The sequence below is a fragment of the Holdemanella sp. DFI.5.55 genome, from assembly GCF_020593575.1.
Taxonomy (GTDB): Bacteria; Bacillota_I; Bacilli_A; order Erysipelotrichales; family Erysipelotrichaceae; genus Holdemanella; species Holdemanella hominis.
The window spans coordinates 1-20,625 of sequence record NZ_JAJDMK010000041.1 but is presented as its reverse complement, the minus strand read 5'-3'; the positions used below and the strand labels follow the sequence as shown (position 1 = coordinate 20,625).

Genomic DNA, 20,625 nt, shown 5'->3' with positions numbered 1-20,625 from the left:
GACAATAGTTGGGCTTGCCCCTGCGAAGATAGCTAGCTGCCGGGTCCTTTTTTTTACACAAATGCAGTTGTTTGTCTGCTTTTTTTTTATGCGTATCTAGCGTATAATACAAATATGCATAAAATTTTGAAATATTGTAAATCAAAACCTATCTATATTATCTTAGCTGTATTACTCCAATTTTTTACATTGTTCTTTTTGGTGAGCTATTTTAGTCAAAAATTCTTTATTGTTTACTATATCTTGATTATATTTAGTCTATGCGTCTGTATGCATATCATCAATCGTGATTCGGATTCCAGTTCTAAATTATTATGGGTTTTATTGATTATGTCTTTTCCAATCTTTGGTGGCGTTGTTTACTTATTACTTGGAAATCGTAAGATTCCAAAGGCTTTAATGATCAAAGATAGACAGGCATATTCAGACTATAAAAAGTATGCTCTTCAAAACATTGAAATTTTAAGTGATCTTCATGAAGATGACTATGTCTTAGATAAAATGACATCCATGGCATGGACAAATGGATATTTTCCTGTTTATGACAATTGTTTGTTAACTTATTTTCCTTCTGGTGAAGAACAATATCAGGCTTTTATTCAAGAATTAATTAAAGCAGAAGATTTTATCTTTATGGAATTCTTTATTATCAATAAAGGAGTTATGTGGAATACCATTCTACAGATCTTAATGGATAAAGCCGCTATGGGGGTAGATGTTCGTGTTATTTATGATGATATGGGATCTTTGACCTATTTACCTAGAGATTATGCGAAATGCTTGAATGCGCGTGGCATTAAAACACATGCATTTAATCCATTACGACCTCAACTGGCTATGGCAATGAATAATCGAGATCATAGAAAAATTCTAGTCATTGATGGTAAGGTGGCTTTTACAGGAGGTTGCAACATTTCCGATGAATATATCAATACGAAAAAACGCTTTGGCTATTGGAAAGATATGGGTTGTATGATCAAGGGGGCTGGTGTTGAAATGTTTACCATTTCATTCTTACAAATCTGGAACTATCAAGCCAGTGAATATACATCGTATTCACATTTTATTCAAAATCGTGAAGTCTTTTCATCATTAAAGAATCCTGGATATATCATTCCATTCTCGGATTCTCCAACGGATGAGAATAACACAAGTTTAAATATGCATTTGAATATGCTTGGCTGTGCCAAAGACTATTGTTGGATCACAACGCCATATTTAATTTTGGATTCAGAAATGATTTCATCTCTAAAACTCGCTGTATCCAATGGTGTAGATGTACGAATTGTTGTTCCTGGAATTCCGGATAAAAAGATGGTGTATGAAGTCACAAAAGCCAACTTTGATACATTGATCAAAGCAGGTGTTAAAATTTACGAATATACACCCGGATTTATTCATGGCAAAGTTTGCATCATTGATGATTCAAGTGCTTTAGTAGGTACAGTGAATATGGATTTTAGATCGTATTATCAACATTATGAATGTGGTGTATGGATGCATGAAATTGCTTGTTTGACAGATATAAAAAATGACTTTGAAGAAATATTTAAAGTCTCGCATGAAGTTTCATTAGAGGAATGTGTAAACACAAATCCAGCTGTGAAAGTATATCGAAATATATTAAAGGTATTTAGTCCTATCATGTAGGAATAAATACCTTTTTTTCTATTTATGAATCATTTTTTCGGGTTGCACATACAAATCGAATTCTTCACTTGTCAAATAACCCAAATCTAAAATGGCTTCTTTTAAAGTTAAGTTATTTTTGAAGGCATGTTGGCTTGCATGTCCTGCTTTCTCATAGCCAATCACTGGATTTAAACAAGTGACTAACATTAATGAGTTAAGTAAGTTTTTATCCATAGTTTCTTTATTGGCCTTTAAACCATCTAAACAATGGATGGTGAATGAGTGAATCGCATCACTTAATAATTGAATGCTCTGATCCATATTGTAGGCTATCAATGGCATAAAGACATTTAATTCAAAGTTTCCTTGGCTTGCCCCAATACCAATCGCCGTATCATTTCCCATGACCTGTACGGCAACCATAGTTAAGGCTTCACATTGAGTTGGATTGACTTTACCTGGCATAATACTAGATCCTGGCTCATTGCTAGGAATATCAATTTCATGAATGCCACTTCTTGGTCCGCTCGCAAGCCATCTTATGTCATTCGCAATCTTCATGCAGTTAGAGGCAAGACCTTTTAAAGCTCCACTTGTATATACCATGGCATCTTTACTTGTTAGAGCATGGAATTTGTTTGGATCTGGTACAAAAGGAAGATGTGTCTTTTCAGAAATGATCTTTGTGACGACTTCATCAAACCCTTCTGGACAGTTGATGCCTGTACCTACAGCGGTTGCACCACAAGCTAGTTCATACACATATTTTAAGCTATCAATAATTTGAGCTTTACTATGCTCAATCATAGAACGGTATCCACTTAATTCTTGTGAGAAATATAATGGTGTGGCATCTTGAAGATGAGTTCTACCAATTTTAATAATGCCTTCGTTTTCTTCTTCTAGTTTTTTGATTTGATTAATCATTAAATCCAATTGTGGAAGTAGCTCAGCATTGATTTTTTGTGCCACCATGATATGTAACGCAGCCGGGAACGTATCATTTGAACTTTGGGATGCATTAACCGTATCGTTTGGATGGAGAATATTTTCCTTTGCGTATTCATTTCCTAACATGGAAATGACTTCATTGGCATTCATATTGGTTTGTGTTCCAGAACCTGTTTGCCAAACATGTAAAGGGAACTGGTCTAAATATTGTCCGTCTTCGATTCTTTGACATATTTCGATAATGGCTTCACATTGTTTTTCAGTAATTTTATTGAAATGAAGGTTGGCTTTGGCACACGCTTCTTTCAATATCGCAAAACTATGAATCAAAGAGGCAGGCATTAATTCCTGTCCAATCTTAAAATTCTCTAAACTTCTTTGGGTTTGGGATTTCCAATATTTGTCAGCTTCGACTTTGATTTGTCCTAAGCAATCTTCTTCTATACGATATGTACTCATTTTGTTCACCTCTATGAAGTAGTTTAACATTTTTTTTAAAAATTGTCTGTATACATGTTACAATAGATACGTAAAATAAAAGGAAATGAGGAATACTACATATGCGAATGAAGGAGCCATATGAAGCTTATTTAGATGATTACAATTGTTTGGATGTTTATATGTCCAAAAATTTTTTTGGTGGAAAAAGTCGTATTTTCCATATGAAAGATACAAAGGATCGTATTATTCCGTTGACGATTCAGTCTCAAAGTGATCTATATAATGGATATACGCATTATTCATTGTCATTAAACGGGAACTTGGAAATTGGTCAAGAATATACTGTGTATGATGAACATTGTAAAACTTGTGTTGCCAAATACTCTCATATTGTTAAAACAGAGCGTTTTGCGAAAGAGTACATGTATGAAAAAGAGGATCTAGGAGTTACATATACACCGGAAAAGACAACCTTTAAAGTGTGGGCACCTACAGCTCTTGCCGTACATGTAGGATATGTCTTAAACGGAAAAAAGATTGTTGAATCGATGGTTCGGCAGGATAAAGGGGTTTTCTCGCTTACTGTCAATAAAGATTTAAATGGAGTTCACTATTCTTACTTAGTACGTGTGAATGGAGAATATAAAGGGGTAACAGATCCTTATACTTGTTTTAGTGGTCCGAATGGCCAATATAGTGTGATTGTAGATCCTAAGAGTTTAAAACTACCAAAAAAAATCAAATTGAAGCCAATGGATAGTGAATGCGATGCGATTATATATGAGGCAAGTATTCGTGATATGACAAGTCAAACTGGAATTGGAGTGAGTCATCCAAAAAAATTTGTGGGCTTTACGGAAGAAAATGAAATCACAAAAGCACACAATACAGGTTTTAGTTATTTAAAATCATTAGGTGTGACACACGTACAATTGATGCCTGTATTTGACTTTGGCAGTGTGGATGAAGTGTATCCTAATATTTTCTATAACTGGGGCTATGATCCTGTACAATATCGTTGTTTGGAAGGGGCCTATTCACTAGATCCAAAGAATGCGAAGTTACGTATCGAGGAGTTTGCGAATTTGGTACATGATTGCCACAAGGCAGGCATTCGAGTGAATTTGGATTTAGTGTTTAATCATGTGTATGTCAAAGAAAATTTTGCGTTAGAAAATATGGTGCCAGATTATTATTTCTTAATGAATCGTGAAGGTGAATTTTCGAATGGAAGTTTCTGTGGCAATGATATCGACACACAACCATATATGGCGCGTAAATATTTTTTAGAAACTTGTAAGAAGATCATTGAGTTATTTGATGTGGATGGTTTCCGTTTTGATCTAATGGGAATTCTAGATTATAACTTAATGAATGAGATTAGTGAAGAATGTAAAAAATTGAAACCAGATTTTATGATTTATGGGGAAGGCTGGAATATGCCAAGCTTTGTGGCGGAAGAGATTCGTGCTTCGCAACTGAATCAAGCTAAGATGCCACATGTTGGTCATTTCTCGGATCGTTTCCGTGAAGTTGTTCGTGGATCGAATGATGAGCTTTCACGAAAAGGCTTTGCGTCAGGACAAGCCGATTTATTCTATCAAGTAAAATGTGTAATGGCCGCAAGCTGTATGGACCATGTGTTTGATAGTCCAGCGAAAGTCATTAACTATGTAGAGTGTCATGATAATCATACGTTATGGGATAAAAACAGAGTATGTTGTCATGGGGAGAGTCGTGATTTAAGAGAAAAACGACAGATCATGGCCAATGCGATGGTATTACTTGCACAAGGGGTTCCATTTATTCATTGTGGTCAAGAGTTTGGTCGCACTAAACAAGGTTTAGGGAATACATACAATCGTTCGGATAACTACAATCGTGTTGATTATCAAAGAAGGGATCACCATATTGAAATTGTAGAGCGTACAAAGGAATTGATCCAGCTTCGTAAAGAACATCCTTGTTTTAGATTGAGTACGGTTGAAGACATTGAAAAAGGTGTTCAATTTGATTCGATCTATGATCAAGTCTTAGTCTATTCTTGTCAAAAAGGGGATGATCATTGTGTAGCTTTCTTTAATCCAACTAACATTCCTTATGATTATCATTTGGACCAAGAAGCTAGAGTCTTGTTTGATGATGGAAATAGCAATGCGTTAGAAGCACAGGATATTCATATTGCATCATTTAGTGTCGTCGTTTGTCAATTTGGCTTGACGGCGTAGAACTCAAAACATATAATATAGGTTAAATTGAGAAGGAGATAAACAATGGCAAAATTTTTTGAAGAACCATCTAGAACGTTCAGTGAGTATTTATTGATTCCTGGTTACACAGGTCCGGATTGTACACCGGATAATGTGAGTTTGAAAGCGCCTTTAGTAAAATTCAAAAAAGGTGAAGAACCTGCACTATCTTTAAATATTCCAATGGTAAGTGCTGTAATGCAGGCTGTTAGTGGTGAAGAAATGGCTTGTGCACTTGCACGTGAGGGTGGAGTAAGTTTTATTTACGGTAGTCAAACAATTGAGTCTCAGGCCGCTATGGTTCGTAAAGTAAAATCGACTAAGGCTGGATTTGTTGGCAGCGATTCAAATATTAGCCCTGAAGCAACATTAGAGGATGTAATTGCTCTTCGTACTAAGACAGGACACTCAACAATGGCTGTTACTGACAATGGTCAAGCGGATGGTAAATTAGTAGGTATCGTAACAAGTCGTGATTATCGCGAAAGTCGTATGGATCATTCAATTTTGGTTAAGGAATTTATGACACCATTTGAAAAATTGATCGTCGGAGATGAAGATATTACATTGTCTGAGGCAAACGATTTAATCTGGGAACACAAATTAAATCAGTTGCCTATCGTTGATAAAGAACAACACTTAAAGGCATTCGTGTTCAGAAAAGACTATGAATCACACAAAGATAATCCAAATGAATTATTGGATGATAAAAAGCGCTACGTTGTAGGTGCTGGGATCAATACACGTGACTATGCGACTCGTGTACCTGCTTTAGTAGAAGCTGGTGTAGATGTTTTATGTATTGATTCAAGTGAAGGGTATTCTGCATGGCAAGCTGAAACAATTAAATGGATCCGTGAACACTATGGTGACAGCGTGAAAGTTGGAGCTGGTAACGTTGTAGATGGAGATGGTTTCCGTTTCTTAGCGGATGCAGGAGCTGACTTTATTAAGATTGGAATCGGTGGAGGTTCTATCTGTATCACTCGTGAACAAAAAGGTATTGGTCGTGGACAAGCTACAGCTACAATTGATGTTGCGAAAGCTCGTGATGAATACTTTGAGGAAACTGGAATCTATGTTCCAATTTGTTCAGATGGTGGTATTGTACATGATTACCACATCACACTAGCATTGGCATTTGGTGCTGACTTTGTTATGTTGGGTCGTTACTTTGCACGTTTCAAAGAAGCTCCAAATAAGATTGTAAGTGTAAATGGAAATTACATGAAGGAGTACTGGGGTGAAGGTAGTGCTCGTGCTCGTAACTGGCAAAGATATGATGTTGGTGGAGACAAGAAAATGTCTTTCGTAGAAGGTGTTGATTCGTATGTTCCTTATGCAGGTAGCTTAAGAGATAATGTAGGTCTATCTTTGTCTAAGATTCGTCATACAATGTGTAACTGTGGATGCTTAACAATACCTGAACTTCAAAAAGATGCCAAGGTTACATTAGTATCAAGTACAAGTATTGTCGAAGGTGGAGCTCACGACGTTGTTGTTCGTGATGAACATTTCGACGCAAAACCACAATAATCTCAAAAGGACTTCGGTCCTTTTTTTCTTTATGAAAATACCTTATAATATTTGTATGGAAAAACAAAATGATTTATTGATGGATTCAAGTATCCTCTATCGAAGTACACAGAAATATTATGATAAGATGCTGCAAGATTTGAATTTGAGTTATGCCCAGCTTCCAATCTTGATTGAAATCTATGAGAATGAAGGTATTTCCCTCCAACAAATCGTACAGGTTGGTGGATATGACAAGGGTACAGTCACAAAAAATGTTCAAAAATTGAATACTTTGGGTTATGTTTCCATCTTAACAAGTGCCAAAGATAAGCGTGTTAAAGAATTATATACGACGGCACTCACCAAAAAACATATATCTGAAATCTATGGGATTCGTAGAGACTGGTGGCATCACATTACACAAGATTTAACGGCAGAGCAGATTGAAGTTTTTTCTACGTTTTATCAGACTTTATCCAATCATGCCAGAAGTTATGCGGATTTGGAGCAGACCAATCTGCAGTTTTATAAATTAAAAAAATTATCTTTATCGGATTATGATTCACATTTGAGTTGTTCTTTATATACAGGGGGATGTAATTTAAAGTGTCCGTATTGTCATTCGAGAGATTTGGTGTATTTAAAAGAAAACATGTATCCGATCGTTACGGAAAAAATCAATGAATATTTAGAGAGTCATCGCAAAGATTTAGATGGCATTTATATATCAGGAGGAGAGCCCTTGATGCATGAGGGGGTTGTTTCCTTTCTACAGTATGCCAAGACTTTAAACTATAAAATTAAGATTCATACGAATGGTATGTTCTATGAACGTTTAAAAACAATCCTTGCACAAAAATTGGTAGATCATGTCAGTCTAGATATCAAAAATGCTCCGAGTGCCTATGCGAAAACGTGTGGGGTTGAGGATATGGATCTAAAGGATATTGAGAAGTCTTTGGATTTGTTGAAGCAATCGGTTGTACCATATGACATTTGTGTAACTTTGGTGGATGAATTGCATAATCAAGCAACTATAGAAGAATTAGGAGAATGGATCCAAGGCGTTGATACAGTGATTTTACAGCCTTTTGAAGATAGAGAAACGACCATTGATCATTCGTTGCATCGACCTAGTTTTAAAGTTGTTTTAAAATATAAAAAGATATTCGAAAAGTATGTTAAACATGTAAAGATAAGGGGGGATCAAGCATGATTGAAGTCGAAAAAAGAGATGGGTCCATAGTTGTTTTTGATTCGTCAAAAATCTTTTCGGCCATATCCAAAGCGTTTGATTCTTTACATATGGAAAAAGATGATGCGATTATCAACTTACTGGTACTTAGAGCCACGGCTGATTTTCAAACGAAGATCAAAGATAATCGAATTAGTGTAGAAATGATTCAGGATAGTGTTGAAAAAACGTTGTCAGAATCTGGCTATTATCCGGTCGCAAAGACATATATTTTATATCGTAAACAAAGAGAAAATGTTCGTAAGATTCAATCGACGGCCAATGAATATATACATTTAGTCAATTCGTATTTACACGATAATATTTCTTTGGAAGATGAAAACTCCATGGCAACTTATTCTGTGGGTGGTTTGATCTTATCCAATTCAGGTATGATCACTTCGAATTATTGGTTGAGTGAAGTGTATGATGCCCAAATTACCAACGCACATAAAAATGGGGATCTATATATTCATAATATCAATATGTTGACGGGATGCAGTGCAGGCTGGTCTTTAGAAGATCTAATTTTAAAAGGACTTCCTTCTGTAAATAAGATGATTTCATCCCTTCCTGCCAAGCATTTATCGACGTTATGTAACCAGATGGTCAACTTTCTAGGAATCATGCAGAATGAATGGGCCAGTGCGCAATCATTCGCACATTTTGATACGTTACTCGTACCTTTTATTCATCAGGACAAACTATCTGTCAAGATGGTCAGTGATTGTCTTGAAAGCTTTATATATGGGATAAATATTCCTTCGAGATGGGGTACCCAAGCTCCTTTTAGTCAGATTACTTTGGATTGGAATGTTCCGCAAGAATTTATAAACAAAAAGGCAATTGTAGCCGGGGGTGAATGTGATTTTACATATGGAGATTGTCAAAAGGAAATGAAAATTCTTCATGATGCCTTATTTGAAGTTATCAATAAAGGAGATATTTCAGGTCGTGGTTTTCAATTTCCAATTATTGCCCTTTACTTAAATCCAGACTTTGATTGGATGCACGAAGAAGAGTTGTTTAAGGCTTGTGCCAAATATGGAACGCCTTATTTTTTGACAAAAGAAAAACAAGATGTAGAAGGATATTTTGGTTATAAACCTTTATGTGGAAGTATGGGGGTTGTGACATTAAACATAGTGCGCTTAGCGTATCTTTCAAGTAGTAAGGAAGATTTCTTTAAGCGTTTAGATAATTTAAGTGATGTGGCCCTTCGTTCTTTTGAAGTCAAGCGACAAGTGTTAAATCAATTGTTGGAAGCCGGCTTGTATCCGTATACCAAGGCCTATATATCGGATTTTAATGATCACTATGGTACTTTAGGTATTGTGGGTATGAATGAGGCTTGTTTGAATGCGAAATGGTTAAAGAAGAATTTGATGGATTTGGATGCACAAACTTTTTCCATGGAAGTGTTAGAGTTCTTAAATCACAAACTTTTAAATCAAAGTCAAAAAGTTAATTTAGAGGCTACACCGGCAGAAAGTGTATGTACGCATTTTGCCCAAATTGATAAGGAATTGTATCCAGAAATTCAAAGTCATGGATATTATACGAATTCAACGCATTTAGATGTCGCCAGTACGGATGATGTCTTTGAGGCTTTACATATACAACAAGATTTTCAAAATCAATATAGTGGAGCCACTTCATTTCCAGTCTTTATTGATCATGGAATCGAAGATTGGAAGATGGCGGCTTTACTTGTGAAGACCATTTATGAAAACTACGAGGTGCCTGTATTCACAATTACGCCAACATATTCGGTTTGCGAAGAACATGGCTATCTATTGGGTCATCAAGATATCTGCCCGAAATGTTCCAAATCAACCGAGGTCTATTCTCGTGCTTCAGGATATTATCGAAACTTAGAGGATTGGAATGAGGGTAAACAAAAAGAGTTTTCAAGAAGAAAGACATATTCGATTTAAGGAGGGGTATTATGCGAGAAACAATAGGTTTTATTGGTGCTGGAAACATGGGGAAAGCCATGATTGAAGGAATCTGTCAGAATCATGTATTTAATACAGTTTGGGTGTGTGATCATCACCAGGAAAATTTAGATGTACTACATGAAAAGTATGGAGTCGAAACGAGTTTAGATGAAAAAAAAGTAGCAAAAAATAGTGATGTATTGGTGTTGAGTGTGAAGCCGAAACATTATCCAAAGGTGATTGAAAAAATCAAGGACAGTGTCAAATCCGATGTGATTATTGTGGATATTGCGGCAGGTGTAACCATTTTAGATGTGAAGACATACTTTGGCAAAGATATAAAGGTGATTAAGGCAATGCCGAATACGCCCGCATTGGTATTATCTGCGATGAGTGCTATTTCGTTTGATGATTTGGTTACTGAAGAAGATAAAGTTTGTGTTCAGTCTATCTTTAATAGTTTTGGCAAATGTGAAGTGGTTGAAGAAACCATGATGGATGCTGTAACCAGTGTGAGTGGTTCAAGTCCTGCCTATGTATTTATGTTTATTGAAGCGATGGCAGATGCAGCTGTGGCACAAGGCTTACCTCGAACTCAGGCTTATACATTTGCGGCACAAGCCGTTTTGGGAAGTGCAAAGATGGTCTTAGAAACAGGTATGCATCCAGGTACCTTAAAAGATATGGTTTGTTCACCTGGTGGAACAACGATTGATGCGGTTTGCGAGCTGGAAAGAATGGGTTTTAGAGCGAGTGTTGAATCGGCTATGCGTGTTTGTGGTGAAAAATCAAAGAAAATGACGGAGGGAAAATAGGATATGAAAAATATTTGTATCGGATTGTTTGAAGGAGAGACTTTACCGGAAAGTTTAACGGCTTTTAAAGATGTAAAATTGGATTTAGAATTTGGTAAGATTACAACAATTCATACATTAAATCAATTGGATTGCGAAAAAGTTGTTGTCGTTGGTTTGGGTGATGGTAAGAAGAATATCAAGGAAGCTTTCAGTAAAGTAGAGGCAGATGATTATTTGGTGTATGCCACTGAAAATACGGCGTATGCAGCTGGTTTTGGCTTAGTGTATGGTGCTTATAGCTATAAAGATACTAAGGTGTATGATTTAGAGAGTGATGATTTTAAAGATGAATTTGAAAAAGGTAAAACAGTAGCTCGTATTGTTAATCATGCGCGTGAAATGAGTGATATGCCCGCAAATTTTTTAACACCAGATCATTTGGTGGATGAAGCGAAGCTTGTGGCTGAAAAGTATGATATGGAAATTGAAGTATTAGCACAAGACGATTTAGAAGAAATTGGTGCCGGTGCTCTTTTAGCTGTCAATCAAGGTTCTGATAGACCATGTTTTATGGTGGTTATTCGTTATGATGGTGGTAAGGAAGACGAAGACTATACAGCTCTTGTTGGTAAGGGTCTTACATATGATGCGGGTGGCTACAATATCAAGTCAAATATGCATGGTATGAAGTATGATATGTGTGGGGCTGCCAATATGCTTTGTGCATTGGAGTTACTTGCTGAATTAAAGGTGGAAAAGAATGTAGTTTGTGTTTTACCAATTACTGAAAATAAAATCAATGGACATGGATTTGTCGATGGGGATGTGATCACAAGTTTAAGTGGTAAAACGATTGAAGTCACAAATACCGATGCAGAAGGAAGATTGATTTTGGCAGATGCCTTGACAATGGCACAAAAATTAGGGGCTTCACGCGTGATCGATATGGCGACTTTAACTGGCGCTTGTGTACGTGCTTTAGGTAGTACATATACTGGAATCTTTAGTAATGATGATAGTTTCTATTTGCCTTTCTTAGGGGCTTCAAAAGCTACAAAAGAACAGATTTGGCGTTTGCCTGTGGATGAATATTTCCATTCAGAATTGAAGTGTTCAAAGGTAGCGGATTTGATCAATTCAAAGACTTTGGGTGGAAATGCAAGTTTGGCTGCGGCTTTCTTAGAAGAATTTATTGAGGAAGGCACTAAGTGGATTCACTTGGACATTGCAGGAACGAGCGATAAGGATGAAGTGGCTACAGGTGTTATGATTGAGACAATTGTTCGTTTTCTTGAAAATGAATGTAAATAAATGCAACAAGTTGAAATAATTTACAGAACATGGTATTATCATAGGTGTTTAGAAAAGAGGACAAATTTATGGAAGTACAATTTGTAGAAAGTAAAAACTTAAAAGAAAAACCAACTGGAGCTTTAGGCTTTGGTAAATATTACACAGACTATATGTTTGTGATGGATTGGGATGCTGGTCAAGAATGGCATGATGCCAGAGTCATACCTTATGGACCATTAGAATTTGATCCAGCAAGTATGGTATTGCACTATGCACAAGAAACATTTGAAGGTTTAAAGGCCTATCGTACTAAGGATGGTAAGGTTCAATTGTTTAGACCTGAAATGAATGCGAAGCGTTTTGCGAACTCCAATAAACGTTTGAGTATGCCTACTTTACCTGTAGATATGTTTGTGGAAGCTGTAAAAACAATTGTGAAGTATTCAGAAGACTGGATTCCAACAGGTGAGGGTGAATCTTTATATATTCGTCCATTCATGTTTGCGACAGAAGCTGCGATTGGTGTACATGCGGCAAGTCATTATAAATTTATGATTATCTGTTCTCCAGTGGGTGCTTACTATGCCGAAGGTGTAAATCCTGTTAAGATCTATGTAGAAGACGAATATGTTCGTGCTACAAAAGGTGGTACTGGATTTACAAAATGTGGTGGAAACTATGCAGGTAGTTTAGCTGCTCAAGTAAAAGCTGAAGAATTGGGTTATTCTCAAGTCTTATGGTTGGATGGAGTTCACCGTAAATACATTGAAGAAGTTGGTTCAATGAACGTTATGTTTGAAATTGATAATAAGATTGTGACAGCTCCATGCGAAGGTACAGTACTTCCTGGTGTTACTCGTGATTCTATTTTACATATCTTAAAAGACTGGGGATATGAAATCGAAGAAAGACATTTGTCTGTGGATGAATTGATGGAAGCAGGTCACAATGGTAAGCTACAAGAAGCTTGGGGAACAGGTACGGCTGCCGTAATTAGTCCAATTGGTGAATTGTACTACAAGGGTGATAAAGTTACTGTTTCTGATTTTAAAACGGGTGAATTAACACAAAAGTTATATGATACTTTGACAGGTATTCAATGGGGAACAATTGCGGATCCTTATGGATGGACTGTTGTAGTTGACTAATAAAAGGAAGGCGTACATTGTACATCTTCCTTTTTGTGTGTATAAATAAAGTAGAGATGGTCTTTCTCTACATTGTTTCATAGCTTTTAAGTGTGTATTCAGTATGCATCTTATAGATGATGCATTGAATGACATTATCCATTAATTTTTGTTCGTAATTGGCGTTTTCAAATAGGATTGTATTTCGATTGTTTTTAAAAACGTCATTTAATGAATCTTCAAATCGAGATATAAATAAGTCATAGGCTTGTTCGATGGTTGAATCTTTTATATTAGTATAAATATGAAGTAAAGATGTGATTTGTTGCATGGAATAACATCTTTTTAGGATGGTTAAAACTAAAAAGTAGGCTAAATGACTTTTTGTGTAGTGTTTTTTGACGGGTGGATGGACAATACCGGTTTTGACATAGTTGTTGATCATGGCTTTGGTGATGAACTTTTCATCATAGAAATAAGTATCTTTTAATTTCTCATTGATGTAGGTGATCACTTGGTCCATATATAGGTCAATTTCGGGTAGTTCGGTCCACTTTGGGAATGTATAATTTTTCATAATCTGATTGTAACATAAAATAAAATGTTACACAATCTAGAAATTAATACTAGATGTATTGACTTCTCGTGATATCTATATTATTGTTTATCTAAAGAGAGGTAAAAAAAGAATGATTCATATTATTTCTGATTCATCGACAATGTATTCGATTGAATCGGCAAAGAAAAAAGGGTTGTCGATTGTTCCTTTGAATATTTCAGTGGATTCACAAACATATCGAGATTTTGAGGATATCACAAGTACACAATTATTAACGATGATTGAAGAGCACAAGATTCCTAAAACTTCACAGCCAAGTCTTGGAGAAAAGATTGATTTATATAATAAACTTTCTAAGGATGGTGATGAAGTGATTGATATTGCGATGGCTTCTGGTTTAAGTGGAACGTACCAGACGGCTATGATGGCAAAGGATTCTTGTGACAATCCAGACTTAGTACATGTCGTAGATTCGCAGACGTTGTGTGGGCCACATCGTTTGATGGTGGATACGGCTTTAGAAATGGCAAATAATGGAGCAAGTGCCAAGGACATCGTAAAGATGATCGTGCAAAGTCGTATGCAGGAAGAGTCGTATTTGGTTCCTGTTGATTTTCAATTCTTAGTTCGTGGTGGAAGAATCAAAGGGTTAGCTGCTACATTGGGTGGTGCATTAAAATTGATTCCAATTTTGAAAAAAGGCGTTGATGGCATGGGTTTAGATAAGTTTGGCGTGAGTCGTACGTATAAAAAGACTGTCAATATGGTGGTTGAAGATTTTAAAAATAATGGTTTTGATTCCAATTATACATTTTATATTTCACATGCCTTTAATGAAGATTTGGCAATGATGTTTGAAAAGAAAATCAAAGAAACATTTGAAGGTGTAAAAGTTGTAATTTATCCTTTATCTCCTGCATTTATTACGCAGGGTGGACCTGGATGCGTTGCCGTACAGGCAATTAAAATGGCTTAGGAAAATTTCCTAAGCCATATTTTTTTCTATTTTCTTTTCTTAACTTTAGAATACCATTTGACCAAAGTAAGCCACAAAACTCATGACAATGATAAAACCAACACCATAAGGCAAGATCATGGATAATAATTTAGAATCTTGACCTTGTCCATCGACACTGCTTAATGCGATGGCGATAGATTGTGGTGATAACATTTTACCGGCTGCCACACCCAAAGAGTTTAATGAGACAATCCAATATGGATTAGCATTCAAGCTTTGGGCTGCGCTTTCTTGTACGGCACCAAATAATACGCCTGAACTTGTTCCAGAACCCGTCACAAATGTTCCTAGACATCCAATCCATGGGGCAAAGAATGGATAGAAACTTCCTGTAATCGCAATGGCGAACGATGCGATACTCGCAATCATACCTGCATATCCCATGATTTTAGCACATCCGAGTACACATAGCATGGTAATAATGGTTTGCGACATCTGTTTGATTGTGGCGATAAATACCACTTTGAAATCTCTAAATGTAGCTTTTTGAATCAAACCACCCAAAATAGCTGATAAGAAGATCCATACACCTGGTGTGTTGATCCAAGTGAATGTCATTGTGCTAGGATTGTCTCCTGTATAAATAATGGCGGTTGATGCGAATTGTGACAAGAATGTATGAATTGGAGCTACTAATTTTGAAGTTGATAATAAGAAGATAAAGGTAAAAATAAATGGTGACCAGGCCGTTAATGCCTTTTTAACCGTAATTTTTTCGTTTGTTTCTAACTTCATTTCGTATTCAGGATTTGGTTTTACCTTAGAACCCAAAAGAATTGTGCATAATAATGAACAAACGCTTCCTACCACAACACATAATTCGGAACCTACAAATTTCGAAACGATCATCTGAGGAATCAAGAAGCTTAATCCAGAAACGAAAGTAAGTGCTGTGACGCCTTTTAATGCCTTAAAGCCTTTTCCTGTGACCATAACGATCAAGAATGGACACATTAACATAAATGGAGCTAATTGAAGGGTTTGTGTAAATGCAAGTTGAGCATTTTCAAGATCAACTAAATTAGCCAAAGTGACCGTTGGAATACCAATGGAACCAAATGGAGTTGGAACTCCGTTGGCAATTAGACAAACTAAACAAGAGAATAAAGAATCAAAGCCTAAAGCTACAAGCATACTTGCAGGAATGGCAATGGCAGTACCAAAGCCAGCCATACCTTCCATAAATCCACCAAAGCACCATGCGACAAGTAAGACAAGAATTCGTTTGTCGCTTGAAACGCTAGTAATCATTTGTTTAATGATTTCCATACCACGTGTGCGTAGTGACAGGTTATAAGTAAATACGGCTGCGATAATTACAACAATAATAGGCCATAGTGCCATTAAGAAGCCTTCACAAGCAGCCGTCATTGTATTTAGAAAACTTTGTTGCCAGATCGCAACGGATAATAGTACAGAAATAATTAAAGAACCAAAGGCAGCTTTATATGTGGGCCATCCAAGTACGGTTAGCGCAAATATTAGCCACAAAATGGGACAAAGCCCCAAAACAAAATATAGAAAACTCATATCATCTCTCCCTTATGCGTGTTGATTATATCAAAGTGAGATAGTTTGTCAAAACAAAAACGCTAAAAATAGGTGTGTAAGCGTATGCAAGTAACGATTGTGGGTTATATTTGTGGTCAACAAAAAAATCAAAACATTTTTGATTATTTTATGGCCTTTTTTGATCAAATGATGTATTATAGTGGTACAAAGTAGCATATTGTGTCATAGAGTGGGGGTGAAGACACATGTTCATGGGGGAATACGCGCATAACATAGATCGTAAGGGGCGATTGATTATGCCGGCTAAGTTTCGTGAGGAACTAGGTGAATATGTTGTCGTAAACCGAGGACTTGATGGATGCCTGTATGTATATACGGTAGAGCAGTGGCAGCAAGTGTATCAAAAGCTATCAACTTTGCCTTCGACAAATAAAGATGCGCGCATGTATCAGCGTATGATGTTGTCTAAAGCAGCAGAATGTGAAATGGATAGTCAGGGGCGAATTTTAATCCCATCCTCTTTAATCGCCCTGGCTGGTCTTGAAAAAGAATGTTTGATTATAGGTGTCGCCAACCATTTGGAAATTTGGTCTAAAAATCGTTGGGAAGCTTTGGAAGAAGAGCAAAGTGCATCTTTTGAAGAAGCAGCGGAACACTTATCAGAAATTATGGGGTAGTAATGAATGGAACATATTAGTGTATTATTGAATGAATCGATTGACATGCTACAAATAAAAGAAGATGGGATCTATGTAGATTGCACTCTAGGTCGAGGGGGGCATAGTAGTGAAATCTTGAAACGTTTAACTAGCGGACATTTATATGCGTTTGATTGTGATCAAAATGCGATTGATGAAAGTGCACCTCGTTTGCAGGCAATAGGGGATAATTTCACTTTAATTCATTCTCCATTTGAGAATTTAAAGAGTGAACTTGCCAAGCGTGGTGTTACTTTAGTAGATGGAATATTTATGGATCTTGGTGTATCGAGTCCACAATTTGATGATGGCCAAAGGGGGTTTAGCTATCGTTCGAATGCGCGATTAGATATGCGTATGGATCAGTCACAAGAATTAGATGCCTATGCAGTAGTAAATACGTATGACAAAGAGGATTTGATTCGTATTTTAAAACGTTATGGTGAAGAGCCATTTGCGGTAAAGATTGCCAATAAAATCTGTAGTGTTCGAGAAAAAGCACCAATTGAAACTACATTTGAATTGGTGGATGTGATTAAATCAGCCCTTCCAGCTGCAGTATTAAGAAAGAAGGGACATCCGGCAAAGCAGACGTTTCAGGCAATTCGTATTGAAGTAAATCATGAATTAGAGCAGTTAGAAACCGTATTACAGGATGGCTTAACGCTATTGAAGCCACATGGAATTATGGCAGTAATTACATTTCATTCTCTAGAGGATCGAATTGTGAAAGAGATTTTTAAAGAGGTGGCCGTTGCCAAAAAGGTAAATAAGCGGTTGCCACAAGTGGGGACAGAAAATTTAGAATATCAGCTGGTGAATCGAAAACCGGTTTTAGCAAGTAGTGAAGAATTAGAGAACAATAATCGTGCACACAGTGCCAAACTAAGAGGGATAGAGAAGAAAGGATGATTCATATGCAAAGAAGTTTTAGATTAACAAGAGTACTTGTCTTAACTTTATTTGTGTTGTCTGCGGTCTTCTACTTCGTATCAAAAACATATGTCAACTCAATGAATATTTCGCTTTCTGTAGAAGAGTCGCAATTGAGTGATGAAATTGCACAGAAAGAACAAACTGTTGAAGAGCTCCAGAATGAAGTCAATACATTACAGGAAAAGGGCAGACTGTTAGGAATGCTTGACAATCAGGTCTCTGATCATGAAAATAATATATATGTAATGAATGACTAGATGGAGTGGTGATGTATAATGTCAGTTCGCAAAAGTAATAGAGAACTGTTAAAAATGATTAGTCGAATGACATTAATTGGAACATTAGTAGTAGCTAATGTTCTTTTCACTATGGTGAGCCATAAGCATATATGGTCCCAAAAAAGTGCGTTGGATCCAAGAATTGCGTCAAGTATTGTGGAAAAAGCAGTTACAGCTAAGCGTGGAACAATCTATGATCGAAATCATACGGTGATTGCCCAACAAACACAGGCATATACAATCGTTGCCTATTTGGATAAGGGTGTTGTGGATGTCAATGGAAATCCTAATTATGTTAAGGATATTTCATCTACAGCCAAAAAACTAAAGAGTGTTTTAGGAGATGAGGTCAATGAGAAGGCGTTAGTCAAAATCATGAAGTCGGCTAAAATGGCTGGTAAGTCGCAGACGGAACTTGGTTCGGGAACGAAGCGTATTAAAAAGTCGTTGATGAAAGAAATCAAAAAATTAAAGATTCCTGGTATTGGTTTTATCGATGCGGTATCTCGTTATTATCCGGCTACGCCATATTCTTCAAATTTAATTGGGTTTGCGGCGTATGATGAAGATAAACAATCGATTGAGGGTAAGCTTGGTTTAGAACTTTCTTTAAATGCGTTATTAAAGGGTAAAAACGGAAAAGAACAATATCAACAGACAGTGGATGGATCGAAGCTTCCGGGTACGACAAAAGTGATTGAACAAGCGAAGAATGGTAAGAATGTCGTTTTGACTTTAGATTCGGAATTGCAGTCAACTGTAGAAACGCAATTGCGCTCGACCATGGAAAATCAGAATGCCAGATCGGCATGGTGCATTGTGATGGAAGTGGATACGGGTAAAGTCTTGGCTTGGGCAAGTTATCCTACGTTTGATCAAAATGAACATAAGGAAATTCCAAGCTATCAAGATGCGATTAGTACTAGTACGTATGAGCCTGGATCTGTTATGAAACCATTTACGTATGCGACAGCCATCGATACCAATGTGTATCCATATAATAAAACGTATGTGTCATATCAATTCTGGTATGATTATGATGTAAATACTGGTAAAATCACGCGTTTGCCTATTGGAACCCATTCACCATATCCATATATTGCGGATGCCTTGGATGAAAACTTTGGTACGATTTCGTTTGATCAAGGTTTAGCGTATTCGAGTAACGTAGCCATTTGTGAGTTATTGGCAAACTATATTAATTATTCGCAATACAGTAAGTATTTGGATGCGTTTGGATTCTTTCAAAAAGTGGATACGCCCTATGTGGATCAGTCTTTGGGTGTTAAAAATATTGGTCTTCCTACAGATTACTTGTCGACTGGATTTGGTCAGGCAAGTTCAATTACGGTGTTGCAGTTGTGCCAAGCCTATACAGCTATTTTTAATGATGGTACGATGGTACGTCCGTATGTGATCGATTCGATTGTGGATAGTGATACGGGTAAAGTGGAGAAGAAGTATAAGAAAAAAGCTGTGGGTACACCGATTTCTAGTACAACGGCTAAAGAAGTGCAGGAATTGATGTCGCATGTTACGGATGATGGGGCGAGTGGTGCGCGCTTTAAAGTGGATGGTGTGGATCTTTTGATGAAAACAGGTACGGGTCAAATCTATAATACGGATTTGGGTAAGTATGATTCGGATTATCATACTTCAAGTATTATGGCGGCAGCGCCAGCCAATGATCCAAAGATTATGGTGTATTATGGCTTGGTTTCGCCAAACATTACATCGTATTCGGCAGAACCTTTTAAAAAGATTGTGCGGGATACGTTGCAGACATGTGGTATTTCAACAACACCAACAAATGATACACAAGAGTCGTATGAGGCTTGGGAAAGTTATGAAATGCCTAGTTTAGTGAATCATACAATTGATTATGCGCATGAGAAGATGAAAGATAAAAAGGTACATTTAGAAGTGATTGGGGATGGTTCAAGTGTGATTGAACAATATCCTGATGCATCGGTAACTATCAATTCGAATGATCGTGTCTTTGTGTTGACAAATGGAAATAAGATTACAATGCCAAATATGTCGGGTTGGACAAGGAAGGACTTAACGGTTTTCTGGCAGCTTACGGGCATTAGTATTAAGACGAGTGGCTATGGTAAGGTAACAAGTCAAAATGTAGAAGAGGGGACAACGATTTCTACGGACACAAAAATTGAGGTAAATTTAGAGTAAAAGAGCGAAAGCTCTTTTTCGTATTATGAAACCAGGAAGAAAAGTATTCTGGTTAATATAGAATTGTATAATGTGGATGAACAGATCAAGAATCATTTCTATTGAAAGAGAATCAACTGTTTGTTTAGTTATTCATGGTATTCAAGTCAGGATATAATATTCCTGGCTTTTTCTTTTTGCAGGCATGTAATGAGAACAAAGTCTTAGAGAAGAAATGACGTAGCTCTTTTTAGACCTTTGAGTCAGTGAAAA

16 protein-coding genes are annotated in these 20,625 nt (G+C 36.7%); 13 read left to right on the top strand and 3 right to left on the bottom strand.

What is annotated here, in order from left to right:
* The first annotated feature begins 114 nt into the window (after positions 1–114).
* The gene (gene cls, locus LJE08_RS08825; protein ID WP_227402965.1) at positions 115–1,650 is read left to right on the top strand and encodes a cardiolipin synthase; all 1,536 of its coding nucleotides are present in this window, start codon (positions 115–117) and stop codon (positions 1,648–1,650) included.
* 18 nt (positions 1,651–1,668) lie between these two features.
* Here the strand turns inward: cls and fumC are convergent, their stop codons facing one another.
* Positions 1,669–3,042 (bottom strand): class II fumarate hydratase, encoded by a 1,374-nt coding sequence (gene fumC / locus LJE08_RS08820; protein ID WP_227402964.1) that lies wholly within the window; start codon positions 3,040–3,042, stop codon positions 1,669–1,671.
* 101 nt (positions 3,043–3,143) lie between these two features.
* Between fumC and pulA the strand changes: the two genes are divergently transcribed.
* From pulA to LJE08_RS08785, 7 genes are all read left to right on the top strand, one after another.
* Positions 3,144–5,252 carry a type I pullulanase gene (gene pulA / locus LJE08_RS08815; protein WP_227402963.1) on the top strand — a complete coding sequence of 703 codons (2,109 nt, stop codon included), beginning with the start codon at positions 3,144–3,146 and terminating at the stop codon, positions 5,250–5,252.
* A gap of 45 nt (positions 5,253–5,297) precedes the next feature.
* Complete coding sequence (locus tag LJE08_RS08810; RefSeq protein ID WP_227402962.1) at positions 5,298–6,809, top strand: IMP dehydrogenase; 1,512 nt, start codon at positions 5,298–5,300, stop codon at positions 6,807–6,809.
* Positions 6,810–6,864: 55 nt separating this feature from the next.
* Entirely contained in the window at positions 6,865–8,007 is a 1,143-nt protein-coding gene (locus LJE08_RS08805; protein ID WP_158567634.1) for an anaerobic ribonucleoside-triphosphate reductase activating protein, read from the top strand.
* Positions 8,004–9,962 carry an anaerobic ribonucleoside-triphosphate reductase gene (gene nrdD, locus LJE08_RS08800; protein WP_227402961.1) on the top strand — a complete coding sequence of 653 codons (1,959 nt, stop codon included), beginning with the start codon at positions 8,004–8,006 and terminating at the stop codon, positions 9,960–9,962. The genes LJE08_RS08805 and nrdD overlap by 4 nt, the downstream gene beginning before the upstream one ends.
* A gap of 11 nt (positions 9,963–9,973) precedes the next feature.
* Positions 9,974–10,780: a pyrroline-5-carboxylate reductase gene (proC, locus tag LJE08_RS08795; RefSeq protein WP_186999647.1), complete on the top strand. Its 807-nt coding sequence runs from the start codon at positions 9,974–9,976 to the stop codon at positions 10,778–10,780.
* A gap of 3 nt (positions 10,781–10,783) precedes the next feature.
* On the top strand, positions 10,784–12,073 hold the full coding sequence (locus tag LJE08_RS08790; RefSeq protein ID WP_227402960.1) for a leucyl aminopeptidase family protein: 1,290 nt from the start codon (positions 10,784–10,786) through the stop codon (positions 12,071–12,073).
* Between the two features lie 68 nt (positions 12,074–12,141).
* Positions 12,142–13,203: a branched-chain amino acid aminotransferase gene (locus LJE08_RS08785; RefSeq protein WP_117926455.1), complete on the top strand. Its 1,062-nt coding sequence runs from the start codon at positions 12,142–12,144 to the stop codon at positions 13,201–13,203.
* A 67-nt stretch (positions 13,204–13,270) separates the two neighbouring features.
* Here the strand turns inward: LJE08_RS08785 and LJE08_RS08780 are convergent, their stop codons facing one another.
* Positions 13,271–13,759 (bottom strand): DUF1836 domain-containing protein, encoded by a 489-nt coding sequence (locus LJE08_RS08780; RefSeq protein WP_227402959.1) that lies wholly within the window; start codon positions 13,757–13,759, stop codon positions 13,271–13,273.
* 112 nt (positions 13,760–13,871) lie between these two features.
* Between LJE08_RS08780 and LJE08_RS08775 the strand changes: the two genes are divergently transcribed.
* Positions 13,872–14,717 (top strand): DegV family protein, encoded by an 846-nt coding sequence (locus tag LJE08_RS08775; RefSeq protein ID WP_217256734.1) that lies wholly within the window; start codon positions 13,872–13,874, stop codon positions 14,715–14,717.
* A gap of 45 nt (positions 14,718–14,762) precedes the next feature.
* Here the strand turns inward: LJE08_RS08775 and LJE08_RS08770 are convergent, their stop codons facing one another.
* Positions 14,763–16,289, bottom strand: coding sequence for an L-lactate permease (locus LJE08_RS08770; protein WP_227402958.1), 1,527 nt, complete (start codon positions 16,287–16,289; stop codon positions 14,763–14,765).
* A gap of 227 nt (positions 16,290–16,516) precedes the next feature.
* Here LJE08_RS08770 and mraZ point away from each other — a divergent pair, with 227 nt between their 5' ends.
* Genes mraZ through LJE08_RS08750 form a run of 4 tightly spaced genes read left to right on the top strand, consistent with a single transcriptional unit; the run spans position 16,517 to position 20,373 of the window.
* Entirely contained in the window at positions 16,517–16,948 is a 432-nt protein-coding gene (mraZ, locus tag LJE08_RS08765) for a division/cell wall cluster transcriptional repressor MraZ (RefSeq protein ID WP_227402957.1), read from the top strand.
* Between the two features lie 6 nt (positions 16,949–16,954).
* On the top strand, positions 16,955–17,881 hold the full coding sequence (gene rsmH, locus LJE08_RS08760) for a 16S rRNA (cytosine(1402)-N(4))-methyltransferase RsmH (RefSeq protein ID WP_117925843.1): 927 nt from the start codon (positions 16,955–16,957) through the stop codon (positions 17,879–17,881).
* Positions 17,882–17,886: 5 nt separating this feature from the next.
* Positions 17,887–18,162, top strand: a complete 276-nt coding sequence (locus tag LJE08_RS08755) for a hypothetical protein (RefSeq protein WP_147346795.1) — start codon at positions 17,887–17,889, stop codon at positions 18,160–18,162.
* 18 nt (positions 18,163–18,180) lie between these two features.
* A complete protein-coding gene (locus LJE08_RS08750) occupies positions 18,181–20,373 on the top strand; it encodes a penicillin-binding protein (RefSeq protein ID WP_227402956.1) in 2,193 nt (730 codons plus the stop codon).
* The last annotated feature ends 252 nt before the right edge of the window (positions 20,374–20,625 follow it).